Genomic DNA, 26,517 nt, shown 5'->3' on the forward strand with positions numbered 1-26,517 from the left:
GCTAGTTAGCTGCCCGGAATAGTTGTTTCTCAGAACAAAAAGTGTAACAGCCTATGCGACCAAATCGTTCGCCTTGGCAATCTTTGTTGTGTCCATAAAAGATTTATGACCTACTTTAACCAGCTGCATCCCTGGTGCATCATCCGCCCAATGTCTAACTTACAGTCAGTTGTCGTTGCCCGTTTTCGTCGTCGCAGCGACGCGCAAGCACATCTGCAAATCCTCCAGCGCATGGTTGCAGGCGCGACCTACGAAATCATCTTCGACGTGACACCAGAACCCGCCGACCAGACTAACGAGATGGAGTTAGCCCAACCCAATTCTCACCTCAACTGAAGCGATTATGACCATTTTGTTTCGCCGGATTAAACCTTTCAAGTTTCGGATTACTTTTGACCTAATTGCCAAATTTTTAGGCATTCCTCAATCCCAGATTGTACGTGCTGAATGCTGGCGTTATATTCTATTTGTTCATCGTAGCGATCGCGGCGGGCAATTCATCAGTTACCGCAAACTTGTTTTGTGGATACAAGCGATCGCGTCTTTAATTCAAACTTGCACAACCTTGGAAGACTTGTGGCAAATGGGCTTGTGGGTTCGGCAGGAGTGTCAGAAATTTGATTATGACCAGCGTATCATTGATTACCTGCGCCGAATCTGGATTAAACGCAGAGACGCGCTTACAAGCCCTGAACTAAAGCCCTGAACTAAAGTTCGAGGCTCAAAGCTCAAGTCCGTTTCAACGGACTGAAATGCTTGCTGTATATGAAATTCAACCTGTTTTAACAGGTTTTAGCTTCCTCACCGTGAAACTTATTTCACCGATGAAACGGGCTCAAATGCTTGCTGTATATGAAATTTAACCTGTTTTAACAGGTTTTAGCTTTGAGTCCGAACTTTAGTTCAGGACTCCTTGCGCCAGCGCCATTCCACCGTAGCCAACTTTCTCAAAATCAAGAAAATCCGGCGTTTTACCGTATATAACCCTACAATCAGAGCTTCAACCTCCAGGCAGACGAATGATGGCGTTTTTACCTTTAAAGTGCGTACTGGTGACTGCTATCTGTGAGGCATCATGCGATCGCGCCCAATTCTTCTACTTGGTTTAGTTCTTCTGGTCATAGGCTTCTTTACTTATCAACTTGAGATAGGCATTCCTGCCACACCCAGCGTCTACAACACTTTTACACCCCTCACGAAGCCTGCACCGCAACAGATTGGGTCGTATGATGTCTTGGGGTATGTAATTGACAAAGAAGAGGCAGATAAGCTGCTGGAGACGGAGGAAGGGCGCAAGCAACTTTCACCGGAAAATGGGGCTGTTGCTGTCACCGAAGACTTAATTAGCCTGGGACGCAAAGCTTTTTACGCAGAAACTTTTAAAGATCAAATCTTTCAGACGGATGTTGTCGGGGCGCTGAATGGGCCAATCAACCTCGTGACGATGACGAAAGCGATTCTCCGGCTGGGAATAACATGAGGCGATCGCGGCTCGCCTCATATTATTCCACACTTTGACCGAAGAGAGAGCCTCCGCGAATGCGTTCCCAAACAGAGTTTTAAATAGGAGTTTTTACCATGAAATTGCAAGGCGTAATTCTAGATGTTGATGGTACGTTGGTTCTGAGCAATGATGCCCACGCCCAAGCTTGGGTAGAGGGATTTGCCGCGTATGGTTATGAAGTACCATTTGAGAAAGTTCGACCCCTTATTGGTATGGGTGGCGATAAAGTCATACCGCAAATGGTGCCAGAACTTAATGACGAAGAAGGCGATGGGAAAGCCATTTCTCAGAAGCGAAAAGAACTGATTATCGAAAAATTTGCACCAACTTTATCTCCAACACAAGGCGCAAGAGAACTGCTGTTAAAGATGCAGCAGGAAGGGTTGCAGCTAATTATCGCTACCTCGGCTACAAGTCAAGAACTTTCCCATCTGTTAAAAGCTGCACAAGTTGATGACTTGCTTGATCAGGCGACAACATCCAGCGATGCACAAGCTTCTAAACCAGCGCCAGATATTGTGGAAGCAGCATTAAAGAAAATCCAGATGGAACCAACTCAGATGGTGATGATTGCGGATACGCCCTACGATATTGAATCCGCAAATAAAGCTGGTGTGGATGTAATTGCGTTGCGCTGTGGTGGCTTTGCTGATGAGCAATTCAAGAATGCGATCGCTATCTACGATCACCCAGCCGATTTGTTGGCAAATTATGACACTTCTCCCTTAAGCCAAACTGCTTAAAGCCTATTTTCTTCTCAAAGGTTCCCATGAAAAAAGGCAGTAACGCGATCGCGTTACTGCCTTTTTTTACCTACACTGCCTCATCAAAACCAACGTTTCAAATAGCGGCAAAGCTTTATCATCCGGTGTATTCTTGGTCAGCCGGATCGCCATAGGGATCTTCGCTGGCGGGGCGAATATTGCCAAACTGCCCGTAGGGATCTTGATCCGCCGGATCGCCATAAGGATCTTGGCTGGCTGGGATAACATTGCCAAACTGTCCGTAGGGATCTTGATCCGCCGGATCGCCATAAGGATCTTGGCTGGCTGGGATAACATTGCCAAACTGTCCGTAGGGATCTTGATCCGCTGGATCGCCATAAGGATCTTGGCTGGCTGGGATAACATTGCCAAACTGATCTTGATAACTATCCTGATATGCCGGATCGCCGTAGGGATCTTCGCTAGCTGGACGTACCCGTTGATCGTAGTTTTCTACGTTTTGCTCATCGTTAGAGTCAGTAAAGACCTCGGTCAGCTTTCGGAAAAATCCATCTACCATGATCTATCTCCTTTCTCAAGTTGTGGAACGGGTGTGTAGAGGATATAAACCTATTCCACAACGCCGTTATGTTTCTGAATGTTTCTCGTTACCTTTCGGACATTAGGCGCGATGCGATCGCACTTTCCAATCCCAAAGTATTAGGGTTTACTGTGCTGGGGCTGGAATTGGTGGGGCTGAAGCTGCACCCGCCAGATCCCTGAGATCCCGGCCTGTGGCGCTACCGTTATAGCCTTGGAAGTCACGGTACTGTCGCGCCTCCGCCTCCGGAACTTGAATCCCTTCAGGTGGCGGTGTTACCCAGTGAGCGCGCTTTTGGGCATCGCGGTAGTAAATGCGCCCGTTTTTGGAAAGGTAATATTGCCCCTCGGGCCCTTGCTCTTGCTTGTTCTTATGCTTGTTGTAGAGATAGTAGAGTGCAGCTGCTCCCGCCAAAATCGCCACTTTCTGACCCGTTGACAATCCCTTTTTCTTCGCTTGGGGTTGGTTTGCAGGAGGAGGATTGTTAACAGTGCCAACACGGGTATCGTCAATAGGTGGAGGTGGGGCAGAACTCTGCGATTGTCCGCAGGCACCTATAAACGGAACCATGAGCAGCACTGAAAGCACCAGCGCCATTGAGCGGGAAAATCTTTTACGCTGTCGGTCAATTTTATTCATTGAATTTCCTGTCCTCCCTCTGTTACAGCACGTTTTTTCCTAAAGTGATTTACGAACCTGCGCTGTTGTCAAAGCACTTTGTTATTTAATTAATTTCCACAAGCGCCTTGGAAACAATGGTTTTGTAAATGATGTAGAACACCACAATTACACCCTTATTGTTTTCATTTAATAATGAGCAAATTTCTAAATAATTTCCTACAGCTTCAGATAGAAGTTTTATAAGTTACTTCATTCCAGAGGAATACTCACAAAGATAACTCATAAATCATGGAAATATTTAATAGGTAGCAATACAAATAAAAGGCTTAGCTTATCTTCGAGGTGAAAGCTGAGTTCAAAAGATGCGATCGCTGTCTATAAGACAATACAGGTCAATTAAGAATAGTTACAAGCTTTAGATTTTTAACTTGTTCGTGAACCGTATTAATATATAGCGTTTCTCTGTGACCTTCAGACAACCGTGCTAGGGACATGGCAATGCCATGTCCCTACAGATGTATTCCCACCCAATAGAGAATTGCTATAACAACCCTAAATGATCCGTGAAGGCGAGATCCCCGACTTCTTAAAAAGGCTGGCATCTCGTCTGTTGTTAACTAACCGCCCAGACACAGAGCAAGAAGGAGAATCCCTCTGTGTCCTCTGTGGTTCATTTCTAGGGCGACAGGCGCTCAATTACCCAGCTACCATCATCGCAAAGCTGGTAAAACAAGCGATCGTGCAGGCGGCTCGGACGACCCTGCCAAAATTCGATCCCAGTTGGGATAACTCGATAGCCTCCCCAGTGCTGCGGTCTGGGAATCTCCTGGTTTTCAAATTTCCCTTTCAATTCCTCTAACCGTTGCTCAAGCACCTCGCGGCTGTCGATGACTTGACTTTGGTGCGAAGCCCAAGCACCCAGCTGACTTAAGAGCGGACGGCTGTGAAAATAGGTATCTGACTCTTCATCTGAAACCTTCTCCACCCGCCCTTCAATCCGCACCTGGCGTTCCAGTTCCGCCCACCAAAAAACTAACGATGCCCACGGATTTTCCTGAAGTTGCTGTGCTTTGTGACTCTCGTAATTACTGTAAAAGACGAAGCCTCGTTCGTCGAAGTCCTTGAGTAACACCATTCTGGCGCTTGGGTTGCCAAGGGACGTAGCAGTGGCAAGAGTCATCGCATTGGGTTCAGGAAGTTGGGCTTCTCGTGCCTGGTCAAACCACTTGCGAAATTGTTTGAAGGGATTGGGGTCAGCATCAGCTCGCTCAAGCCCGGATCTTTTGTAATCTTTACGCAGATCGGCTACACTTATATCCATTTTGGTTTCTCAATTAACTTCTTTTCCTAATAGGTATTTTCTCGCAGCCCTTGACTCCAATTTTTTACCTTTTAAAAAAAATACCAATTTGCCGATATGTCTATAGACTATAAGCTTTAGACTGTCATAGTTGAGAGTCTAATATTTAGGCAGCTCTGGTGATAAAAGTGCCTCAGTGTGCAAATGCTACAGGTTTTTCACGATGCGCCGTTCAGCCAATCTTCAACGCCTCCTAATTTTGGGTCTGAGCGGCCCAATCATCGCCCTAAATATCTGGGTTCTGTCCCAGCTATTTCGCTATTTTGAGCATTTATTCGCGGTGCTAACCATCGCGGCGATTTTAGCGTTTTTACTCAACTATGCAGTCCGGATTTTCGAGCGGTTTCGGCTCAGTCGCGCTCAATCCGTCATAGTCGTTTTGCTTTTGACTTTAACATTTTTGGCTGTTGTGGGCGTAACGCTGGTGCCAATTTTGGTTGATCAAAGCGTCCAACTGTTAAAAAATATACCAGATTGGTTACAGGAAAGTAATCAGAATCTAGATTATTTGGACATATGGGCAAAAAATCGGCGTTTGCCACTGGATCTCAAGGGATTTAGCCATCGCGTCAGCGTTCGCGTTGAAAATCAAGTGCAAGCATTAGCTGGTCAGGCGTTTGGAGTTGCCTTGGGAACGGTGTCGGGATTAATAGATGTGGTGTTCGTAGTGGTTCTGGCATTTTATATGCTGCTTTATGGCGATCGCTTATGGTTCGGTCTGATTAATCTATTACCATCTCAAATCGGGCTACCCTTAAGCGAATCTCTGCGGCTGAATTTTCAGAACTATTTTCTTACCCAACTCATTCTGGGGTTATTCATGGTGGCAACACTGACTCCAATTTTTTTGATTTTGAAGATACCATATGCCCTATTGTTTGGCTTGCTAATTGGCGTTACCGAATTGATTCCTTTTATCGGTGCTACTTTAGGAATTGGTTTAGTAACAATTTTGGTGATGCTGCAAGATTTTTGGTTAGCCATTCGCGTATTGAGCGCAGCTATCTTCATGCAGCAGATAAAAGATAATTTCTTGGCTCCTAAATTAATGGGCGATTTTACCGGACTTAATCCAATTTGGATTTTCATTGCTTTATTAATGGGAGGTCAAATAGCTGGACTATTAGGTGTAATTTTATCAATACCTCTTGCTGGAACTATTAAAGATACTATTGATACTATTCGCAGATTGCGTCAGCCCCCAGTTGTAACGACCGAGGTATACCGCGAACCCCAAGATACTTAAATTATGGGGAAGGAGATAAAAAATGATTCAAATATAGCAATCTTAATCCATTTATAAAACTGTCTTTCTTCTTGTTCTGTGTGTCTGGGCGGTTCCTTTCAAAAAAGGTAAATAGCAATTCTATTTGATTTGTGAGATGCCCGCCCTTCAGATACCCGACTTCTTAAAGAAGTCGGGTATCTCGCCTTCACGAATCATTTAGGAATTTCACAAAACGTTGTGTTTCGTTACCGCAAACTCCACGCCCCTCAACCTAAATTTGGAGACTTCATATTTTCAGGCTCCAAAAGCACGTAAAACTCGAAAAATATTTGAAAAATCATCTGTCCACACAGGTACTGGTTTTGTTTGTGGAATCGATTGCCAGCGCGAATCATTAATCAGGTTGCCAAAATCTCTTTCATTACGGGCAAATAGCACCCAATGAGAAGGTGATTTACCGATTTCTCGCTCATATTCAGAAATATTCACTTCCCTCTGCCTCAGAGTGGATAATCCTAAATCTTGCGCTAAAGCACCTAAAACAGGCTCTAAGTTCAAAAATCTGTTAGAAATATTAATGACAATTAAACCGTCTTTTGTTAATTTGCTCAAGTAAAGCTGAATAGCTTCCCGCGTTATTAAGTGAATTGGGACTGAATCAGAGCTAAAAGCATCCATGAAAATTAAATCATAGGTATTATCTGAAGCTTCCGAAAATCGCGAACGAGCATCGCCTAAGACAACAGATAATGGAGCTTTTGAATCTTGCAAGAATGTGAAATAACGAGTGTCGCGAGCCAGTTTTTCAACAGTCGGATCTATTTCGTAGAATGTCCATTGTTGTCCTGGTTCTGAGTAAGCAGCAAGCGTCCCAACGCCTAATCCTAAAACGGCAACGCGAGAGGGATGTTTATTAGTATTAAAAGACTTAAATAATTGTCCAATTGGCCCGGTGGGATGAAAATAAGTTAAGGGTTCGTGGCGGCGTTCTGGAGTTAAACTTTGTTTTCCGTGCAAAATCGTGCCATGCAGCAGACTATGATAGTCTCCGCGTCTATCATTTAAGACGCGGTAAACACCAAAAAAACTGCGTTCTGTGTCGAGTATACCGCCCAGACTTCCTATGGAAAATTGACTGATAAGGAAAATTAAAAATAAACCGATTATAAGACGAATGGGGTGTAAATTGAAGGAGTAAAATATAATAATAAGTAGGCTAAACGCCAGAAAATTTCCTAGCAAATTGCTAGTTACATGATTTCCCGAAAAACCCACAAGTAAAGTGCCGATTAAAAGACCAAGGCTAATCGGGAAGGTGAAGCGCCGCTGTAAGCTGGATAAAGAATCGTCTGCGTCTTTTTGAGTTTGCCATAGTAGCAAACTGAGGATCATAATTAGAGGGTACTCTAGGACAGATTGAAACAGCAACGGGGCTGCGATCGCGTTGAACAATCCGCCAAGCACGCCCCCAACAGAAATCCATAAATAAAAATTAGTTAAATACTTCGTAGTAGGGCGACTTCTAGCCAATTCTCCATGAAGAACACAAGCAGCCACAAAAAATCCCAGCAAATGCAAGGGAAATAAAACCCAAATCGGCTGCATCACTTGAATTAAAAATAAAATAGTTAGTATAGCTAAAAATACAGGCAGAATTGCCCCAAAAAGATTGTGCGGTAGTGTTGGGTTTCGGGCGAAAGTCAAAATAAAGGTTAACAGATAAATTGCTAAGGGAATAGCCCACAAAAGCGGAATTGCGGCAATGTCTGTCGTTAGATAGGTGGTGACTCCTAAAAGTAAGCTGGAAGGCAGAAAAGAAAGTAATACCCACTGAGTTTGCTGTTGAATAGTGGGAGGTAGGAAAGAGTTAGGAGTTATGAATTTTGAGTTTTGAGCTAAATTATTTAACTCTTCCTCTTCACTTTTACCTTTGTCTGCTCCCCACCCCCTCCAGCCTGGGAAAGATAAGGGTATTTTATTGCTGATGGGTTGGGGGAATGACTTGTCACCTTCTTCAGGCGATCGCCATAAAAATACTGCACAAACCAGCGTCGATAAAGCCAGTAATCCGTAAGCGATCGCCCATAACCAACTCTGCTGTGTTAAAGAAAAATTTGGCTCAATTAAGATAGGGTAACTTAGAACTCCTAACATACTGCCAAGGTTACTGGCAGTATATAGAAAATAAGGATCGGAACTGGCTGGATGTCCTGTATCAGCAAACCATTTTTGCACTAGAGGTGCAGAAGTAGCAACAACAAAAAATGGTAATCCGACCGAGAAAAGCAGCAAAGCTAATAACCAAGGAATAGGATTAGCCTCTTGAGGAGGAACCCAACTCTTAGCCACAGAAATCGGTAAAAATCCGAGCGGAACTAAGAGTAAAATACTATGAATGATGGCTTGGCGACGAACGCTAAACCAACTTGTCGTTAAATGGGAGTATCCATAACCAAGCAATAAAGCGGCTTGGAAAAAAAATAAACAAGTGTTCCATACTGAGGGTGCGCCGCCTAATAAAGGTAGAATCATTTTTGCTACCATCAACTGCACCCAGAAAAGTAGAAAAGCACTGATAAAAAGTGTAAAAGAAAAAAGAAATATCATATCTCCAAACGAAATATTTAAAAGTGTTTCAGACGCGATCAAGTACGTTTATATAAGAAAAGTCCGCGGCCCAAGGAAATAGCTCGGTCTTATCGCTTGTCTTCAATATAAATAATTCTCAGATACTTTGCATCCGCATCTTGTTTCTTTTTTCCAAGGAGTCCAATGATAAAATCACTAGGTTCGTCCTCTTCAAATTCGTCGGGACTCACATAGCTAAGCATATCAGGATGATCGCCTGTAACAACCCAGCCTGGACAATTTAGGAGGTTGATAACTATAAAATTTCCACTACAACTGCCATAATAAACTGGCCCCCACTCTGACATAATGGCTTTTGCCTGAGTTGCTAGATTCTGTTGGGGTTCCGTGAGAATCAGACAAGTTCCATTTTCAAACAGAACCCAGGTTTTTTGTTCGCATTGAATAATAGTTTGCCACGTATTGATCAGAGACGCTATGTTTTTTGGCTCACTCATGGTATGCACTCTCTTGCAGTGAAATTGTCAGCATCTCTTCATTTGAGTGCGATCGCGTCCTCGCTACTCCTTATTCCCGACATCCCACATAACCCAAGAACGCAGTTCTCGCGTGTCTAGTTGAGGTGTTACGCGAGTACCACCGCTTCTTTCATCAATGTAACGCAGCTTATGCTAGCAACCGATAAAAGCCACCAATCCGTTCATTACATCAGTTTCCTCAATCTGGCCTGATGCCAAATGTGCCTTTAGCAAAGCATCGTTTTTCTAATCTTCAACAAAGGTAAAATCGGTCACATCGTTACGATTTTGTAATTCGTAATTGATGCAACCATTTTCTTTTCGCTTCGGTTCAATTTACTCCAGAAGCGCCAATTTCACTTCTTCATTGTGTTGAGAAGTGCGACAACACGAGGCACTAGGCGAACGGTTGTTTTAGATGCTAACTTTTTTATTCTCCTGTTTAAAGAAAACTTTTTCAAGTTTTCCCCAGACTCAGAATTCGCGGCTTAGACAAGGCAATGATTTTGGATTACTTAAGCGTACAATTCTGGCGGTTATCGCGTCTCTAGTTGATAACTAAGTATTGCACCTTAAAGTGCATTTTTAGCCAAAAGTCTACAAATCTATTAATTATTTTATAAATTGTAAAACGGGTTCTGGTTTCATATCAAAACCTTCCAGAAATCCTCGTCGGGCGTGCGATCGCATATTATTATCGCACAATTCCATCAAACAAACCAATTCATCCCCTTTATAATATTCTGGATTGCGCTGTAAAAAGTAATTTATATCCGGTTTATTGGCAAATCCATCCTTAATCTCAGCCCAGGTTCCTCGCAAATGTCCCTGCGACGTGGGAAATCGAATTAATCCAGTTTGGGGATTGTAGTAGTTGCCGAATTTTCTCTTAGCTAGGTAATCCATCAACGCCTGATATTTTTCTGGCGTGGGATATCGCCAAGTCGGATAAAAAGTTTTGGCAAATACTGGCAGGTAGCGATAAGTACGATAGCCTTTGACTATCAGAAACCAGTATAAAGGTTGTTCTGGGGCTTCGGCCTTAATCTGCCCAGCCAGACGACACCATGCCAAAGATAGGGTTTGCTCTCCCCAATACTCATGATTAATAATTGTATCCCCGGAAAAAATAGCTTGTTGTGGTTCCTCAAATTCAAATTTAAGAACAGCTACTGTAGAAAAACCCTGGATTTTTTCAGTGTCATCTTTCAGGAGAATTACATAATCTTTTTGAGTTAAATCTTCGTAAAACATATCCTGATTTGTACTATCATAATACTGATAATACAAATCATACATAGAATTAATTAACTTTTCTGGGAGTCGGTTGAGGCGGACAACTTCAGATTTTAGCCGATTCATAAATCTATTTTTGAGTTAATAACAACTACTTAATAAGTAGACCGCTTTCAATAGCCCAAGTTCCTAGCGGAATCTCGAAAGGCGCAATTTAGGCGATCGCGTATATGCAATAATCTGCCTGTAGCTACATGAAAATGCTGCCACATACGAGGTAAGCACGACAGCAGCATTGCTTTAACAACAGAAAGATTTCATCTGAGTGCAACACCAATGTCACAAGTACGTCATATCAGGTGTCTACAGTGAGAAGAGTAGAGAGGTGAAGGTTCTCTTCTCTATAGGTGAATCTAGATAGCGTCTTTACGCGGACGCAGTTGGGTAACAAGCGTACTAAGTTTTAACTTCCTTGTGACAGGTGTTTCAAATGCAAAGCAGACAGCAAGATAGAGATAAAAATTCCGGGCGATTTGACGCTTCAGCTTCCAAACCCTGGCAAAAGACAGCAACCTATCTGTCGCTGGTGCTGTTGGGAGCAGGTGTCACTTTTTCAGGCAACTATCTAGTAACTAAGGGCGTGGGAACCGAACCCCTACAAGCATCTCCCCTTCCAGAGACTCTCACAGCTCAGGCATTACCAGGAAATACAGATACAAACTTTGTTACAGATGTTGTTGAAAGGGTGGGGCCAGCCGTAGTGCGGATTAATTCTTCCCGTACAGTAAGCAGACAGATTCCCGATGCCTTCAACGATCCTACCTTCCGGCGATTCTTTGGTGGGCAATTACCCACTGGCCCCCAAGAGAGAGTAGAACGGGGTACTGGCTCTGGATTTATTATCAACACTGATGGTCAAATTCTCACTAATGCCCATGTAGTCGATGGTGCTGACACTGTAAACGTTATCCTCAAGGATGGGCGCACCTTTAAAGGTAAGGTGATGGGAACTGACCCAGTAACAGATGTGGCTGTGGTTAAGATTCAGGCTGATAATTTGCCGACAGTGCGTTTAGGTAATTCCGAGCAGTTGCGACCTGGGGAATGGGCGATCGCTATCGGTAATCCCCTTGGTCTTGATAATACCGTTACTACGGGCATCATTAGCGCCACCGGACGTTCTAGCTCTCAAGTTGGCGTTCCCGATAAGCGGGTAAACTTCATTCAAACTGATGCGGCGATTAATCCTGGTAACTCTGGCGGGCCATTGCTGAACGCTAGAGGGGAGGTAATTGGGATGAATACAGCCATTATCCAGGGCGCTCAAGGACTTGGTTTCTCAATTCCCATCAACACCGCTCAACGCATTGCTAACCAGCTGGTGACTACAGGTAAGGTGGAACATCCTTATTTAGGCGTTCAGATGACGACGCTTACCCCTGACGTGAGACAGCAAATTAATGAAGATGCCAATAGTGGCTTGAGCGTAGATGCAGATCGAGGTGTCCTCGTTCTTAGAGTTATGCGAAATTCCCCAGCTGCTAAGGCGGGATTACGCCCTGGAGATGTGATTCAAAAAATCAATGGGCAAGCGATCGCAAACTCGGAAAGCGTACAACAGCAAGTAGAAAAGACTCAAGTAGGTAGCAATTTACAGCTAGAGTTACGTCGGAATGGGCAGAATATCAACGTACCTATCCAAACCGCTGCGCTTCCGGTTGAGCGTTAGTAGGCTGTAGCGTTCCATAAGGTGAGTAAGACAGATTACAAGGGATGGGTTAAGAAACCCATCCTTTTTTTTTGCTTGGTGGCTAAACCCAACTTACAATTATTCTTGAGCGAACGGCATGGCACTCTGAATGACTTTCAAGAATCAAACGAAACTGAATTAATTACACGTCAGAGGTAAAGTGATGAAAGTAGTTATTTTTGAAGTCGAAGATTGGGAAAAAGAGGCGTTCAATGATTTGAGTAAGGAACATGAACTTAAGTTCGTGGACGAGCAACTAAAAAGCACAAATGCTGGACAATATGCCGATGCCGATGTTGTCTCCACCTTCATCGATTCCCAGCTTAATGCGGAAGTTCTCCAACACTTATCGCAGCTCAAATTAATTGCCACCCGTTCAACTGGTTTTGACCACATCGACTCAGAATATTGTCGAACTCAGAATGTGACAATCTGCAACGTTCCCAATTACGGGGAAAATACTATTGCTGAACACGTTTTTGGATTATTGCTGGCAATCAGCCACAATATTATTGAGGCAGTCCATAACACTCGTCAAGGTTATTTCTCCTTCAAAGGGCTACAAGGTTTTGACCTACGCGGTAAAACGTTGGGTGTAGTTGGTACGGGGATCATCGGGCAATATGTAATTCAGATTGCCACGGGATTTCAGATGGAAGTTGTTGCCTTTGATGTGCATCCAAAGCAGGAATTAGCCGATAGATTGAAATTTGAATATGCTGATTTAGAAAAGTTATTGGCAACTTCTGATATTATCACACTGCACGTTCCAGCTAACAAGAATACCCATCACCTAATTGCCGCTGAGCAATTTGCAATAATGAAAGATGGGGCAATTTTAATTAATACAGCCCGTGGAAGTGTAGTAGATATTCAAGCTTTGCTGCACGCACTTATAGAAGGTAAGTTGGCTGCTGCGGGTTTGGATGTATTACCACAAGAATTGGTTTTGCGGAAAGATTCTGAATTGCTACAGGCTGTTGACCGCAAGCAAGAGGACTTGCAAACGCTATTAGCAGACTTAATTTTGATGCGTCTGCCTAATGTAATTGTCACGCCTCATAGTGCTTTCAATACCCGCGAAGCGAGAGAAAGAATTATCAAGACAACTGTGGAAAACATTTTGGCGTTTACTCAAAATAAACCTCAAAATGTTGTTAACAATAAGTAAGACGGCAGAAATTTCACCTTACCCTTAACCCCTTTCCGCAGGCGGAGAGGGGAGCCGGAGAAAATTTCGGTTGTTTTTATTTTTGGAAGTTGGCATGAAGTGATGAAAAATGCGATCGCATCCCGGCACAATCTACCGCCCTTGCCGTAAAACCTTGATTTTTTGGTAGCTAATATTACTTGAACTTTTGAAAGATTTGTTCTGAATTGGCTGATTCAAATATTCTGGTTGAGGTATATCAGTGGCCATTCTCTTAGCTTTATCTTTAATAGACTTGAGTACCAGACGAACCACCCATGAAGAAAGGTGCGGGTTTTCATCAATTTCTGTGATCAGAGCATCTAAATCGTTAACAATAGCCACCATTGGGAAGTTCATATCTTTTTGCATTAGTTTGATGCCCTATTATTCAAAACTTGTTGACACGAAAGACTGTTTATGCGGGTTTGATACCGATTTATCGTTCTGGATTTACATTAAAAAACTCTAGAGAATCTTTGGGATGCTTCTGTGTCACTTTTAGAGGTTGAGACAAAGGCGATCGCGTCTTTACAAGGCTGACTTTTTACGGCTGAACGCGCTAAAGCCTTACAGGTCAAAGCTTGTAGCCTCCAAAGCTCAAAAGCGATCGCTTTAGCAAATCTAGATAGCGTCACTTCTAAAGGCAGACAGTTATCTAACTGTCACAACTGCTGGCGAAGTTAAAAAAACCAATTTCCCGACACTATAGCGTTTCTCAGATGGGTGGAAGGGACATGGCATTGCCATGTCCCTTCAGATGTATCGCACCCAACCCTTGAATTGCTATATTTGCTTACCGAAAGTCCTACACTGCATTCATCAGCTTCCTGCGGAGGGAGTAATATTTGCTTTTAGACAGATAGATCGTGAAAGATTCAGAACAAGAAAAAATCTGGTATGACAAAGACTTGCAGCAAAGAAAAACTTGGTATAGGGAGGTGGCAAATGCCTACAACAAAGCAAGACCGCGCTATCCTAAAGAACTAATTCGTCGTGCTGTAGAGTTAGCTCAACTTGATAAAGACGCGATCGCTCTTGAGATAGGATGCGGCCCTGGGACTGCAACTGTAGAATTTGCCAAATTGGGCTTCTCAATGGTATGCCTGGAACCAAGCCAGGAGGCTTGCCAACTAGCGCGACAGAACTGTGCAACCTATCCGGCTGTAGAGATTAGAAATACCACCTTTGAAGAGTGGGAGCTAGAGCCTCAGAGATTTAATGCCGTTCTTGCAGCCAATTCGTTTCACTGGGTTTCATCAGAAATTAGGTGTCCAAAAGCTGCTGCTGCGCTACAAGACAACGGTTCTCTGATTTTGCTGTGGAACAAAGAACCTCAACCCCCGTATGAAGTTTACCAAGCGTTGAATGAAGTCTATCAGGCTCAGGCTCCGGAGCTTGCACGTTATGAAGACAGGGAAACTCAGGGAGAAATTCTCAGAGGGCTGGGGCAGAATTTCATTGACTCAGGTCTGTTTAAGAACGTAGTGTACGAACAGATGGCGTGTGAAGTCACCTATAGTATTGATGATTATTTGATGCTTTTAAGTACGTTATCGCCGTACATTGCGCTCTTACCGCACAAGAGAGATTCTTTGTTTAAAGGTTTGAGGGAAACGCTAGAAAGGCGCACAGGGAGTATTCAGGCATTCTATATTTCAGCTTTTCACGTTGCCCAAAAAATATAAGAGTTTATTTCTCTAGGCGCTATTGAAAGACAATGCCTGGAGGTGGCAAACTAACGGGGTTGTTACCCCGTCAGCTTTTTAACAAAATTGCGATCGCTTACTTTGAGTAGTTGTCAGTTTTGAGTGCAAACTGTCCCAATCTTCTTGCTCAATTTGGGAAATAATTTCGTCGAGACAGTGACGATATTGTTGGAGACTTTGCAACAACTCAAGACGATTGTACTGCGCCATCATCAAGCCTAACTCTGGATTTCCGCCGCCAACGCGACTGGTATCCCGAAAACCAGAACTAGCCAACTGTTGCGCTAATTCCAGCACAACCCGATCGGTTTCGCTGATACACGCATCAATTAAAGTAGCACTCACCATCACTGGCAAATGAGAAATCCAAGCCACAGCTTTATCGTGGTTCTCTGGAGAACAATGATAAATTTTAGCTTCCAGACTTCGCACAATTTCCTCAACCGTTTTTACAGCAGCTGGTGGTGTCGTCGCCACTGGTGTAAGCACATAAGCCTTACCAACAAACAAATTTTGCACCGCTGCTTCTAAACCACTTTCCGCAGTACCAGCCATCGGGTGTCCCCCGACAAAATTAGCCCAAAGTGGTGTAATTGCCTCAACCACCGACTTTTTCACCGAACCAACATCAGTGATGATGGCATCAGCAGACAAATGGGGAATTAGCTGCTGTACCGTGGATGCGATCGCGCTAATGGGCGTACAAACAAAAACTACATCTGCTGCTGCCAATAGCGCCATATCCACAGCCGCATCATCCACAACGCCACGCGCGATCGCATCCCGACAAACCTTGTCTCGACGACTCACCCCCAAAACCTGATAGCCAGCCGCTCGTAAATCTAAGCCCAGCGATCCGCCAATCAGTCCCAGCCCTACAATACCAATATTCATCGCCCTTCCCGCCGCTATTGTGACGCGGCATAATGGATTTCTTTATTCATCCTTCATCATGCGGAGGATACTCACACCAAACTTCTAACTAAGATTTACAGATAGACACGCTAGATTAAGGCTTGTACAACTTTGGATAAATGCTAGAACAAGCCAGAATAATAGAAGCAAAGCGAGGGTTCATCTGCTGCACACCAATCCAGCTACTCAAAATGGAAAATGACCCGCAAGGCTTGGCTTTAGCACACTACTCCTAACCATAAAATGAGAATGCTGGCGAGGTGGCTCCAATGAATGTCGATGAATTGATAGTAAAATATGCAGCCGGGGTCAGAAACTTTGTGGCGGCTAACTTGACCGAGGCTAACTTGAGTGGCATCAACCTCAGTGGTGTTAACTTGAGTAACGCTAACTTAAGTGTTGCCAACCTCAGTGGTGCCAATTTGAGTGGTGCCAACCTGAGTCACGCGAAACTCAATGTCGCCAGACTCAGTGGTGCCAATCTCAGCAAAGCCATCTTAAACCAGGCAAACTTTAACGTAGCTAACCTGATTCGGGCAGATATGGGGGGAGCCGAACTGGTTCAGGCGGCACTAATTCGCGCCGAACTAATTCGCGCCGAACTCAGTGGATGCAATCTCAGATCGGCTAACCTCAGCGGTGCCGATTTGAGAGAAGCAACCCTCAGACAAGCCAACCTCTCGCGTGCCAGTTTGAATGAAGCCAATCTCCGGGGAGCCTTCCTGACTGGTGCTAACTTGGAACAGGCTAACTTGAATGGAACCGACTTAAGCCGAACCGATTTGAGTGGGGCAAATCTCCGAGAAGCTGAACTCAGACAAGCTAATCTTTCTCGCGCCAACTTGAGCGGCGCAGATATGAGCGGAGCGAATTTGCGCTGGGCGGACTTAAGCGGGGCGAATTTGCGCTGGGCAGACTTAAGCGGCGCTAAATTAAGTGGAGCCAACTTAATTGGGGCAGACTTAAGCAACGCTAATTTACTTAATGCCAGCTTAGTTCATGCGGATCTCACTCAAGCTAGATTGATTAAAGCTGATTGGATTGGAGCCGACTTGACAGGTGCTATCTTGACAGGAGCTAAACTTTATGCTGTGTCGCGCTTCGGGCTAAAAACAGAAGGAATGACTTGCGAGTGGGTTGATTTGAGTCCAGATGGCGATCGCACTGAAATTTTCCGCCTCACCACCGAAGAATCAAAAAAGTTCTTTAATGAAACCCTCCCCACCGTCCGGATTATCGTTGACGCACCATTAGATATGGAGGCAAATTTAGCTTTAGCCACCACTTATCATCACATCGCTAAGCACTATCCCGGTATCGGCAATCCCCCCAGTTTGGAGGTAAGCTCAAGAAAAACCATTCTCACCTTCCGAATGGACAGCAACGATCAATTATTTCCCCTCGCTTACGTTGCGATTCTTCCCTTTTACGATGCAGCAGCTACTCACAAAAATATCATCGCCCTATTGCACATCCTCCAATCCCAAAATATAGACACCCTTGGCCTTAAAGATAATTATCGAATCAAGCAATTAACCGCAGCACTGAGTAAAACCATTAACCAGGTTAGCGCTATAGATATTTTCCAAGCTCTACCAGGACTCAAAGACAAAGTACACTTCTTTCAAGCTCCTACCCAAACTGTTTTAAACAACTCTACCGATCAAACCTTAAATGTTTATCATCACCCGGTTTTTGGCAAACGGTTTATGAATTTGTCTAACTTAGGCAGCCCTCCGAAAAATCCCTCCGTAGAACCACAAAACTCCACTTTGCCTCCTGTAGGTACGGTAATTGAATTTATCAAAGAATTTAATTATTTGGAAAAATCTCAGCAGAGCTAATATAAGTAGATTGGCTAGTTGCTAAGGGCGGCAATTAGTAATCCTTCAATTAGCAATTAGTAATCCTTCAATTAGCATCTAACTAAAGTGATAGAGGTAGAAGTTCATTCCTCACTACGTGCATTCCTACGCGAGCAGGGAAACCGAGCTTGGCCCCATCATCTAACAATGGCGAGGCTGGTGGCGCGGGCTTTGCGATTGGGGCGTTCTGCCCTGATACAAACTGGATCGCCCCAGAGTATGGGAAGTTACCGTCTGAGTTACCTCAGCCCTGCTTTGCTGTGGCAGGGCCCAGTAATTGTGGTAGCTCCAGAATCGGTACAACAGCGCTTGATAGAAGTGCAAATTCCCCAGTTACAACAATGGATGAAAACGGATAAGGCGATAATTACAGATTACGCTTTGCCTGAGAACTTCCAAGGGTTGCTGCTGACATCGCCCGAAATTTGGTTAAGCGATCGCTTAAAAAATTTGGGAAGCATACCAACTGGCATCCCTACTATCTTTGATGGTGCTGATGAGTTGGAAGAATTGGCGCGGGAGCAGTTAACAGTTTGCTTACAACCCAAAGACTGGGACGATTTGATGCGGGCTTTTCCTCACCAGACAGGGCCGATTCTGGATGCGCGAGTACAACTGACAAAGGAACTCTTCCAGCATCCAGTAAATCCCTATGAATGCTATCTGATTTCTCGATCAGAGCAAGGAATTTTGCAGCATCTCTACGAGTCATTAACAATGCCTCCTAGTAACGGTTTAGTAGACCGAAATGCGGATTTTATCACTTCAGTGCTAGGCGCGATCGCTACTGACAACGGACAGCAGACAGCGGAAGACAAACTACCCCCCGCATGGCAGAATTTCTGGGAGCGATCGCGATCCTCAAACCAACTGATGTGGGCCCAAATGAAGAGATCCAAAGGGCAGTTTTCTCTGTCTTGTGGCCCGGTTGAAGTAGCAACCGCCTTAGAAAAAATTTGGCATCAAGATCCGGTAGTGTTAATTGGTGCAGCACTTGATTTGGAGACGGAAGCTAAAGTCTATCGTCAGCGCGTAGGGATAAAAGATTTAACTTGTATAAAATTTTCTCCAGACAGGCAAAATGAATTAATTCATCTGTACCTCCCCGATCGCCTCCCTTTCCCCAATACGCCCCAATTTCAGGGGTTTTTGATTCAAGAAGTCCGGAGGTTAATCGAAGAAATTGATAAATTGCCCGTAAATAATCCGGACATCCACAAACTAGCTGTGATTTTAGTCGAGGATACACCACTCCGGGCGCAGGTAGCAGCTGCTCTGGCTGGTGAGTTTGGCTCCCGCGTACAAGTAGAAAAAGCCCGCGTGTCAAACAATGGCATTTTAGTAACAGGCTGGGAATTCTGGCGACATCATCAGGAGACGTTACCTGCTCCCCAGTTGCTAGTAATTGCGACTTTGCCCATACCTTCTCTAGAAAATCCTTTGGTAGCTGGTCGGGTAATTTATTATAAACAGCAGCGTCAAGACTGGTTTCGTCTGTATCTGTTGCCCGTGGCGTTGAGTGAATTACAGCGAGCGATCGCGCCCGTGCGAGAATCTCAAGGTGTTGTTGCTCTACTCGATAGCCGCGTAAATCACCGCAGCTATGGTTCTCAGGTACTGGAAGCGCTTAGTCCTCTAGCACGAATCAACTATTTGGACACCAACTGGTTTACAGGCGATCGCTAGGGGCTGGGGACTGGGGGCTGGGGACTGGGGACTGGGAATTGGGAATTGGGAATTGGGAATTGGGAAGAATCTTACCCAGTCCCCAGCCCCTAATCCCTAGTCCCCAGTCCCTAATCCCCAGTCCCCAGCCCCCCATTTCGTAATTTCTATAAACAATTCCGGCAACGGGCCTAACCCCAGGGTTATTATTAACAAGTATCTAAAACTATCAATTATGGGTGATTCCAAGCGTCGTAAAGAAGCACTCGGAGAGAAATACGGTCAACAGGCTTACATTCTTCCCTGGCTACCGATTACTAAAACTCAAGCACAACAGTTCGTCAAATGGAGCAACCGGGGGGCCTGGATTGGGATCAGCTTCCTGATAGGTACCTGGGTGACTATTCGCTTCATCGGCCCTTCCTTTGGTTGGTGGCAAGTCAACTAGGGTCTGGCAACAGTTTACTTGGGTGAAGTTTCTAGCGGTGAAGCATTTGCCAGACTTGCCTTAATGCTTCCACCTACATAAACTCAGCTTATATAAGCTGAGTTTATAAATGTGATTTTTAATTCTTATTCGGCGCGAACCTCGCTAAAAGGTTCGTCGTTTTGAAACATCGCACCACTTCAGCCCCAAGTCATCCTTTAGGTAGAACTAAGCTTTCTCTATGTTGTTTAGGATGCTCTTGAGTGAAGCTCATTGTTACCGAGCCAGAGGCAGATACTTTAATCGTCACTCAGGGTGTTTACAATGCTCTTGAGTGAAGCTCATTGTTACTGTTGATACTTTGCATTCCTAGATACTTAAGCTAACTTGGTGCAAAGCTGGTATTATTCAGTTTCTTGATAGACTCAATTCTCTTAACCTAACATAGCGCATAGGTTGAGGGTAAAAATCTTAAGAAAGTATAAAACGTTTACACTTAGGTGTGGTGGTTGGAGGACAACCGTGTTTCTACGACTTGCAGAGCAACACCGTCAATTTGTACATGATCTAGTGATGAACCTCCAAGCTATGGCAACTGTGCTAGAGCAACGGGGATATTTGGCTTCTTGCTATACCTGCGGAGGTCAAATGAATAGCGCATCATTTATGGTCAGTCTGGGGGAGAATCATCTGATTCGCTTTTTGGTGTCAGATTATGGCATCACCTGGACAGAAATGCGGGATGACCGCGAACTTATGAAGCTAGAGGGCGCTGAAGCCATTTCTCAGCTGCAAGACCTAGCCAATCTAGTCAAATATAAAATCAACCCCTCGGAGTATCGTCCCGTTGTACCGCAGCGGAGATAAACTCGTTGCCAAGGTTTCGCTACTATCTTTAGACAGATTGGCTCTTGGGACTGCTAATCTGAAAAAGGGGAAACCTATGTCCTATCCGCAGGCGAGGGACGGCTGCTACTGTTTATGACTGCTGTCAATTTTGAATGGCAACACCAGTTTATTGAGACGAACGACATTCACTTACACTACGTGACCCAAGGACAGGGGGAGCTGGTGATACTGCTGCACGGATTTCCCGAGTTTTGGTACTCCTGGCGGCATCAAATACCAGCACTAGCCCGTCATTTTAAAGTAGTGGTTCCCGATTTGCGGGGATACAACGATTCGGATAAGCCCCTAAGCGGTTATGACCTGGATACCCTGAGTGCTGATATTCGGGGATTGATTAAAAATCTAGGCTATGTCCGGGCGCATATTGTAGGTCACGACTGGGGTGGATTAATCGCGTGGAATCTTGCCCAGAAGTTTCCCCAAGTTCTGAATAGACTGGCAATTTTGAATGCGCCGCACCCGTATAGGTTTTGGCAGGAACTTGCTGGAAACTTGGATCAACTGCGTCGCAGCTGGTATGTGCTGGCGTTTCAGATTCCTGGTTTACCAGAGTGGCTGATTCGACAAAATTTAAAAGATTTTGTAAACAACGTATTTCGGGAACAAGCGGTTCGCAAAGGAGCGTTTACCGCAGAAGATACCCAGCGGTATCAAGAAGCATTGGCAAAACCTGGGGTGCTGGCGGCGGCGATGAACTATTATCGCTCCTCCCTGTCGCCGCAGAGTTGGTTGCACCATTGGGGGCGATCGCCCGAACCGATCACCGTACCCACCTTAATGCTGTGGAGCGAAGAAGATGCCTTTTTTGGACACAAACTCACCGAAGGCATGGAACGCTTGATAAATGCGCCTTTCAAGCTCAAATTCGTTAGTCACTGCGGTCACTGGATGCAGCAGGAAGTTCCCCAAACTGTCAACCGAGAACTATTAAACTTTTTGCGCCCCCCTATTCTAAAAGGATGAGGTAGGAATCGAAGAATCTAGATTCCCACCTCATCTGTGAGCCTTTCAAAACCAAAGCTTGCGGTTGTGATGAGAAACACAAAGCACCATGACAGTTGACAACACCAACCGCCCAAATTTAGTGCATCCTGAAGGTGTAGGGGGTGTATCTATTCCGTAAGACAGAGACAAATGCTTTATTCTCAGATGCGCTGTATTCTTAGCCTAGTGCCAAGTTAAAAGCGATCGCGTCTTTTGTAAAGTTAGAGTCTCGCAGCTCAATTATTCCTAGATTTCAGTATCTCCCCTCTCACGGCACTGAGAAAAGCGCGAGTACCCAGAATGTTTAACGCAACAGAAATTTTAATTGACAGTTTTGTTCAAAGCATTCGTGAAGGCTATCGTCGCACCTACGGCGGCTATAAGCCCGACTACGAAGACATCATCGCCTGGGCGGGGTCTATGGCTCTGGAAAACATTGCTAACAGCGATGCCCTCTATCACAACGTAGAACACTCGATCTTAGTAGCTCTGGTGGGACAGGAAATCTTACGCGGGAGACACATTCGTGAGGGTGGAGTGTCCTGTGAAGACTGGTTACACTTCATCATCTCCGTAGTTTGCCATGACATCGGCTACGTTAAGGGAGTGTGTCGCCAAGATAGAGACGAAGAACGACTTTACTCCACCGGGAAAGATGGAGAAATGGTTTCTGTGCCTCGCGGATCGAGCGATGCTTCTTTGACACCTTACCATGTAGATCGAGCAAAACAATTTATTGAGGAACGCTTTGGCGGTCATAAACTGATTGACGCTGAGGTGATAAAGCACAATATCGAATTAACCCGTTTCCCGGTGCCAACAGCAGAGGATCATCAAGATACCGTCAATTATCCAGGCTTGGTTCGTGCCTCTGACTTGATTGGTCAGCTCAGCGATCCCCGCTATCTGAAGAAAATTGGGGCGCTGTATTATGAGTTTGAAGAAACGGGCGTGAATAAAGCCCTGAATTATAAGCATCCGGGAGATTTGCGGCGGAACTATCCCAAGTTTTACTGGCATGGAGTATTCCCGTATATTCAGGATGCGCTCCGTTACTTACAGCTAACACAGCAAGGTAAACAAATCATTGCTAACCTCTACTCGAATGTGTTTGTTGTTGAACACGAAAGTGCTGAAGATGAGCGGAGACAACTGGAGGGGCAGCTTAGGTAAGAGTTTTAAGTTTTGAATTTTGAGTTAGAAGCAAATATAACGGTTCTCATTGGTATGCGGTATAGTTTAGAACTCTCTAAACCTCTTTCCAATTCCGGAGAGAGGCTTTCAAATTAGCCCCCTTCCAAGAACAAAATTTTCCTTTCTCCTCCCCTTGAAGGGGAGGGCTAGGGAAAGGTGGGAAGGGCGTTGGGCGTTAGGTTCCGACTGTATTTGACTCAACCGAGAACGGCTATAAGTTAGGAATCAGAATAAACTATGAAATTCTAGATACTGGCTTATCATTTAATTCAGAACTCATAATTTATAACTCATAACTTTATGAACTGGTGGCAAAAATTAAAAAATAATCCCTTGGCACGATCAGGGGCTGTATTGCTGATAGTTTTCTATTTGGCAGTAATTTTCGCTGATTTTGTGGCTCCTTACCGTCCCTGTGACACTTATGACCTGTCTAATGGCCTGTGTGACGTGCAGCCAAATACCTCCTTGTTGGAACCTACCAAGATATACTGGCGCAACCAAGCAGGAGAGTTTATTGGGCCTCACGTTTATCCTACGACTCAGGGGCCAACAGATATCGAGACAGGCGATCGCAAATTAACTGTAAACTTCCAAAAACCGTCACCAGTACGCTTTTTTGTCCGGGGAGCAAAATACCCACTGTTTCAGTTGCGCCTGCCATTGCCACCCAAATTTGATGAGGTAGAAATATTTCCTGGTATCCCCTTGGATTGGCACCTCTTCGGCGCTGTTGGAGAAGGGAAACTGAATTTATTAGGCACCGATGAACAGGGGCGCGATCAGTTCAGCCGCCTGCTGCATGGTGGCAGAATAAGCCTCAGCATCGGCTTAGTGGGAATTATCATTTCCTTTCCACTGGGTATGTTAGCGGGGGGGATTTCTGGCTACGTCGGTGGCTGGGTTGACGGCATTTTAATGCGTGCCGTGGAAGTGCTGATGACCATTCCCAGCCTGTATCTGCTAGTTTCCCTTGCCGCAGTGCTGCCACTTGGCCTTAGCAGCGCCCAGCGGTTTTTGTTGATTGTGCTGATTACCTCGTTCATCGGCTGGGCTGGGTTAGCGCGGGTGATTCGGGGACAGGTGCTGTCAATTAAAGAGCGAGAATTTGTGCAAGCGGCGCGAGCAATGGGCGCGAAACCGCTTTACATTATTGTGCGTCACGTTTTGCCGCAGACAGCCACTTACATAATTATCTCAGCAACGCTGGCGGTGCCTGGGTTTATCGTGGCAGAATCGGTGCTGAGTTTGATTGGGCTTGGCATTCAGCAGCCCGATCCTTCTTGGGGAAATATGCTGTCGTTGGCGACTAATGCTTCAATTTTAGTGTTGCAGCCTTGGTTGATCTGGCCTCCGGCGCTGTTGATTATCCTCACGGTGTTGGCGTTTAATTTGCTGGGAGATGGCTTGCGGGATGCCCTCGATCCCCGGAGTTTGCGCCGGTAGTTTAAGTATTCAAGCAAGTTGCTTGAGACATCTTTATCAGAGTTGGTGATTATTTTGGTTGGGGTTGTTAGACCTACCCAGCTGGTTTATCTTCAACTGGATGTTGACCATAAAACGGTAGCGCTTCCGACCAGTGGGGGCGCTTTTCTTTTTGCCAATCTAGATAGGCAAGTTCTAATACACTGGAAACTGAGGCACCCAGTCCAGCGCCCGCGGGGATGTCAATTAGCTGATAGGAGGTATCAGGCTGCGTTTCTAGGGTTTGGTGCCATGCTGTCGGTGTTAGCACCGTATCTGGCAACAATCGGGTAAGTCCTGAACCGGATGGGGAAACTTGATAAATGGCGGCAAATAATTGACCGCGTTGGGCTGGCATTTGGATAGCGATCGCATTTTTTCCGTTGTCCTTTGCCAATCCCAAATGCGACCAAGCAACAGCTGCCAAGGTGGAGATGGCAAACACGGGAATATTCAACTGTTGCCCTAGTGTACGGGCGGTGACGACACCGATGCGAGTGCTGGTGAAACTACCGGGGCCAATTGCTACGGCAATAAACGCCAAATCTGCCCAGGTTTGCGGCTGGATGAACTCAGCTAGATGTTGATGTAAATGACTTGATAAATCGCGCCCTAAATCCCAGGTAGAAGAACGCGAATTCAGAGCAAAATTGCTTAAGGCTAAACCTAGTTCGGGGCTGCTGGTGTGGAGTGCTAAGCCGTATTTATTAGAATTAAACTGCACGGAATCCATACTTAGTAGCCTACAAGGAGCGATCGCTCGACATTTTTATAATTTTGAAGCGATAATTTCTAGGTCATAAATTGGCTGCCTAGCCAAGCAGCGCCAGTGACAAGCGAATAAATTTGGCTTTTGGATGCCGATGCTGGCGATCGCGCTTTCGGCTGGAAACGGCAAAAGTCGGTCAAAAACCAGATTTTTATCGCTAAACCCGAACTGTAATAAATAAACGCTTGGTGGAGCTGATAAATATTGCAGCAGCTTGTACCCTAGCTGGTAAAGTGGCTGACGTTGTGAGTCGGATAGATGCACAGGCATCCGGTATTTTAAGCCTTCACTCGCCTCATCTTTACCAATTACCTCGCCGTAGAGCGGCCCTTTAGCGGTGAGAACCACTGCTAACCAGAAATTTCCGACACCTGTGGCGTATCCTAATTGCTCAACCAGCTGGCGCAAACCTGTTACATCGCGGCAAGCATTGTAGACGCTCTGAGCTGGAAAATCCAAATTTTCCGGCAAATTCAACGTCAAAGGACACCAAATTAGTTTGTTGTCACTGGTCAGTTGTTTGTTGATAATTAACCACTGAGTGCTAACTACTTGGACATTTACTGCTGCTGGTAGCGCTTCTCCTTGGTTTTGTAAGCCCGCAAAGGCGGGCTTAGTTTGTGCGACTGCGCCTATCTTCGGGCTATTCGCCTTAAGCGCGGACACCATCTGGGCTGTTGTGGGCGATGCTGCGATTATTTCCCCAGTTTCATCAACCTCCGCATCGACCACAATCAGAACTTTACGCATGACCAAAGGTAGGAATAGGGCCAGGAGCATTACCCATGCGCGGGAAACTAGGCAAATCAATGCCCGTTGTTGTCGTGCGGCGGGTTCTTATCGCTAGACGATAGCTGACACTTTGTAACTCTGCGTGGAGTTGACGGTTTTCCCGTTGTAGCATCGCCACTTTCTCGCGGACTGGTGCCATGCGTTCGGCAAATTTCTGTTTATAAATTTGCGGTAACTCCTGTACCACCTGCTCTAACATCCGGCTGCGGTCAGTTAATTCCTGTACCGACTGCCGCAATTGATAAATTTCCGTGTCACGGGAAGTAATCTGCTCTTGATAGAAAGTCACCTGCTGTTCAACTTCTTGCAGTTGTTCTCGCAGCGCTCTCATCTGAGCCATGTGACGCTCAGAAACTTCCGGCTTGGGCATAAAGTTGGCATTGCCCTTAACCAGCCGGAATAGTTCTTGAGACAGCTGCTGAACCAATTGGTCTCGCATTTGCAACTCTTCGCGCAGGCGAGTTACGTCAGATTGAAGTGTTTGTAGGGTGGGGGTGTCAGTCTGGCTCACAATGGCTTAGAAC

28 protein-coding genes are annotated in these 26,517 nt (G+C 45.2%); 15 read left to right on the forward strand and 13 right to left on the reverse strand.

Annotated features, from left to right (window positions below):
- Positions 1 to 105 precede the first annotated feature (105 nt).
- From H6F74_RS24000 to H6F74_RS24015, 4 genes are all read left to right on the forward strand, one after another.
- Entirely contained in the window at positions 106 to 336 is a 231-nt protein-coding gene (locus H6F74_RS24000; protein WP_190444654.1) for a hypothetical protein, read from the forward strand.
- Positions 337 to 343: 7 nt separating this feature from the next.
- Positions 344 to 706 (forward strand): hypothetical protein, encoded by a 363-nt coding sequence (locus H6F74_RS24005; protein ID WP_199301583.1) that lies wholly within the window; start codon positions 344 to 346, stop codon positions 704 to 706.
- Positions 707 to 1,075: 369 nt separating this feature from the next.
- A complete protein-coding gene (locus H6F74_RS24010) occupies positions 1,076 to 1,480 on the forward strand; it encodes a hypothetical protein (protein WP_190444655.1) in 405 nt (134 codons plus the stop codon).
- 98 nt (positions 1,481 to 1,578) lie between these two features.
- Positions 1,579 to 2,247 carry an HAD family hydrolase gene (locus H6F74_RS24015; protein WP_190444656.1) on the forward strand — a complete coding sequence of 223 codons (669 nt, stop codon included), beginning with the start codon at positions 1,579 to 1,581 and terminating at the stop codon, positions 2,245 to 2,247.
- Positions 2,248 to 2,365: 118 nt separating this feature from the next.
- Here H6F74_RS24015 and H6F74_RS24020 read toward each other — a convergent pair whose 3' ends face one another.
- The 3 genes from H6F74_RS24020 to pdxH form a co-directional block, all read right to left on the reverse strand.
- A complete protein-coding gene (locus H6F74_RS24020; protein WP_190444657.1) occupies positions 2,366 to 2,788 on the reverse strand; it encodes a translation initiation factor in 423 nt (140 codons plus the stop codon).
- A 147-nt stretch (positions 2,789 to 2,935) separates the two neighbouring features.
- Entirely contained in the window at positions 2,936 to 3,448 is a 513-nt protein-coding gene (locus tag H6F74_RS24025) for a hypothetical protein (protein WP_190444658.1), read from the reverse strand.
- A 658-nt stretch (positions 3,449 to 4,106) separates the two neighbouring features.
- Positions 4,107 to 4,751 (reverse strand): pyridoxamine 5'-phosphate oxidase, encoded by a 645-nt coding sequence (pdxH, locus tag H6F74_RS24030; RefSeq protein WP_190444659.1) that lies wholly within the window; start codon positions 4,749 to 4,751, stop codon positions 4,107 to 4,109.
- A gap of 202 nt (positions 4,752 to 4,953) precedes the next feature.
- Here pdxH and H6F74_RS24035 point away from each other — a divergent pair, with 202 nt between their 5' ends.
- Entirely contained in the window at positions 4,954 to 6,036 is a 1,083-nt protein-coding gene (locus H6F74_RS24035) for an AI-2E family transporter (protein ID WP_190444660.1), read from the forward strand.
- A gap of 276 nt (positions 6,037 to 6,312) precedes the next feature.
- On the opposite strand, the gene H6F74_RS24040 is transcribed toward H6F74_RS24035, so the two are convergent.
- The 3 genes from H6F74_RS24040 to H6F74_RS24050 form a co-directional block, all read right to left on the reverse strand.
- Positions 6,313 to 8,562: a fused MFS/spermidine synthase gene (locus H6F74_RS24040; RefSeq protein ID WP_199301585.1), complete on the reverse strand. Its 2,250-nt coding sequence runs from the start codon at positions 8,560 to 8,562 to the stop codon at positions 6,313 to 6,315.
- 152 nt (positions 8,563 to 8,714) lie between these two features.
- Complete coding sequence (locus tag H6F74_RS24045) at positions 8,715 to 9,104, reverse strand: hypothetical protein (RefSeq protein WP_190444662.1); 390 nt, start codon at positions 9,102 to 9,104, stop codon at positions 8,715 to 8,717.
- A gap of 633 nt (positions 9,105 to 9,737) precedes the next feature.
- Positions 9,738 to 10,487 (reverse strand): hypothetical protein, encoded by a 750-nt coding sequence (locus H6F74_RS24050; RefSeq protein ID WP_190444663.1) that lies wholly within the window; start codon positions 10,485 to 10,487, stop codon positions 9,738 to 9,740.
- Between the two features lie 364 nt (positions 10,488 to 10,851).
- Here H6F74_RS24050 and H6F74_RS24055 point away from each other — a divergent pair, with 364 nt between their 5' ends.
- Positions 10,852 to 12,090, forward strand: coding sequence for an HhoA/HhoB/HtrA family serine endopeptidase (locus tag H6F74_RS24055; protein ID WP_190444664.1), 1,239 nt, complete (start codon positions 10,852 to 10,854; stop codon positions 12,088 to 12,090).
- Positions 12,091 to 12,274: 184 nt separating this feature from the next.
- Positions 12,275 to 13,282 carry a hydroxyacid dehydrogenase gene (locus H6F74_RS24060; protein ID WP_190444665.1) on the forward strand — a complete coding sequence of 336 codons (1,008 nt, stop codon included), beginning with the start codon at positions 12,275 to 12,277 and terminating at the stop codon, positions 13,280 to 13,282.
- A gap of 132 nt (positions 13,283 to 13,414) precedes the next feature.
- On the opposite strand, the gene H6F74_RS24065 is transcribed toward H6F74_RS24060, so the two are convergent.
- Both H6F74_RS24065 and H6F74_RS24070 read right to left on the reverse strand, forming a co-directional pair.
- Positions 13,415 to 13,672 (reverse strand): hypothetical protein, encoded by a 258-nt coding sequence (locus H6F74_RS24065; protein ID WP_190444666.1) that lies wholly within the window; start codon positions 13,670 to 13,672, stop codon positions 13,415 to 13,417.
- An 86-nt stretch (positions 13,673 to 13,758) separates the two neighbouring features.
- A complete protein-coding gene (locus H6F74_RS24070; protein ID WP_190444667.1) occupies positions 13,759 to 13,938 on the reverse strand; it encodes a hypothetical protein in 180 nt (59 codons plus the stop codon).
- A gap of 231 nt (positions 13,939 to 14,169) precedes the next feature.
- On the opposite strand from H6F74_RS24070, the gene H6F74_RS24075 reads away from it, so the two are divergent.
- Positions 14,170 to 14,988 carry a methyltransferase domain-containing protein gene (locus tag H6F74_RS24075; RefSeq protein ID WP_190444668.1) on the forward strand — a complete coding sequence of 273 codons (819 nt, stop codon included), beginning with the start codon at positions 14,170 to 14,172 and terminating at the stop codon, positions 14,986 to 14,988.
- A gap of 78 nt (positions 14,989 to 15,066) precedes the next feature.
- Here H6F74_RS24075 and H6F74_RS24080 read toward each other — a convergent pair whose 3' ends face one another.
- Positions 15,067 to 15,903, reverse strand: a complete 837-nt coding sequence (locus H6F74_RS24080) for a prephenate/arogenate dehydrogenase (protein WP_190444669.1) — start codon at positions 15,901 to 15,903, stop codon at positions 15,067 to 15,069.
- 290 nt (positions 15,904 to 16,193) lie between these two features.
- Between H6F74_RS24080 and H6F74_RS24085 the strand changes: the two genes are divergently transcribed.
- Entirely contained in the window at positions 16,194 to 17,768 is a 1,575-nt protein-coding gene (locus tag H6F74_RS24085; RefSeq protein ID WP_190444670.1) for a pentapeptide repeat-containing protein, read from the forward strand.
- A gap of 87 nt (positions 17,769 to 17,855) precedes the next feature.
- Positions 17,856 to 19,475 carry an ATP-dependent DNA helicase gene (locus H6F74_RS24090; RefSeq protein ID WP_190444671.1) on the forward strand — a complete coding sequence of 540 codons (1,620 nt, stop codon included), beginning with the start codon at positions 17,856 to 17,858 and terminating at the stop codon, positions 19,473 to 19,475.
- On the opposite strand, the gene H6F74_RS24095 is transcribed toward H6F74_RS24090, so the two are convergent.
- On the reverse strand, positions 19,459 to 19,611 hold the full coding sequence (locus tag H6F74_RS24095; protein ID WP_190444672.1) for a hypothetical protein: 153 nt from the start codon (positions 19,609 to 19,611) through the stop codon (positions 19,459 to 19,461). The genes H6F74_RS24090 and H6F74_RS24095 overlap by 17 nt on opposite strands.
- 78 nt (positions 19,612 to 19,689) lie before the next feature.
- On the opposite strand from H6F74_RS24095, the gene H6F74_RS24100 reads away from it, so the two are divergent.
- From H6F74_RS24100 to H6F74_RS24120, 5 genes are all read left to right on the forward strand, one after another.
- A complete protein-coding gene (locus H6F74_RS24100) occupies positions 19,690 to 19,902 on the forward strand; it encodes a DUF2839 domain-containing protein (protein WP_190444673.1) in 213 nt (70 codons plus the stop codon).
- Positions 19,903 to 20,403: 501 nt separating this feature from the next.
- Positions 20,404 to 20,748 (forward strand): DUF1815 family protein, encoded by a 345-nt coding sequence (locus H6F74_RS24105; RefSeq protein ID WP_190444674.1) that lies wholly within the window; start codon positions 20,404 to 20,406, stop codon positions 20,746 to 20,748.
- Positions 20,749 to 20,862: 114 nt separating this feature from the next.
- Positions 20,863 to 21,753 carry an alpha/beta hydrolase gene (locus tag H6F74_RS24110; protein ID WP_190444675.1) on the forward strand — a complete coding sequence of 297 codons (891 nt, stop codon included), beginning with the start codon at positions 20,863 to 20,865 and terminating at the stop codon, positions 21,751 to 21,753.
- Between the two features lie 321 nt (positions 21,754 to 22,074).
- A complete protein-coding gene (locus H6F74_RS24115; protein WP_190422775.1) occupies positions 22,075 to 22,947 on the forward strand; it encodes an Npun_R2479 family HD domain-containing metalloprotein in 873 nt (290 codons plus the stop codon).
- Positions 22,948 to 23,268: 321 nt separating this feature from the next.
- The gene (locus H6F74_RS24120; protein ID WP_190444676.1) at positions 23,269 to 24,414 is read left to right on the forward strand and encodes an ABC transporter permease; all 1,146 of its coding nucleotides are present in this window, start codon (positions 23,269 to 23,271) and stop codon (positions 24,412 to 24,414) included.
- Between the two features lie 73 nt (positions 24,415 to 24,487).
- Here H6F74_RS24120 and tsaB read toward each other — a convergent pair whose 3' ends face one another.
- From tsaB to H6F74_RS24135, 3 genes are read right to left on the reverse strand one after another with little or no spacing between them, the layout of a single operon-like run.
- Positions 24,488 to 25,165, reverse strand: coding sequence for a tRNA (adenosine(37)-N6)-threonylcarbamoyltransferase complex dimerization subunit type 1 TsaB (gene tsaB / locus H6F74_RS24125; RefSeq protein ID WP_190444677.1), 678 nt, complete (start codon positions 25,163 to 25,165; stop codon positions 24,488 to 24,490).
- A gap of 36 nt (positions 25,166 to 25,201) precedes the next feature.
- Complete coding sequence (locus H6F74_RS24130; RefSeq protein WP_190444678.1) at positions 25,202 to 25,951, reverse strand: hypothetical protein; 750 nt, start codon at positions 25,949 to 25,951, stop codon at positions 25,202 to 25,204.
- Positions 25,944 to 26,504 (reverse strand): Npun_F5560 family protein, encoded by a 561-nt coding sequence (locus tag H6F74_RS24135; protein WP_190422768.1) that lies wholly within the window; start codon positions 26,502 to 26,504, stop codon positions 25,944 to 25,946. The genes H6F74_RS24130 and H6F74_RS24135 overlap by 8 nt, the downstream gene beginning before the upstream one ends.
- Positions 26,505 to 26,517: the final 13 nt, after the last annotated feature.

Origin of the sequence: Trichocoleus sp. FACHB-90 (assembly GCF_014695505.1) — a bacterium.
GTDB lineage: Bacteria > Cyanobacteriota > Cyanobacteriia > Cyanobacteriales > FACHB-T130 > Funiculus > Funiculus sociatus.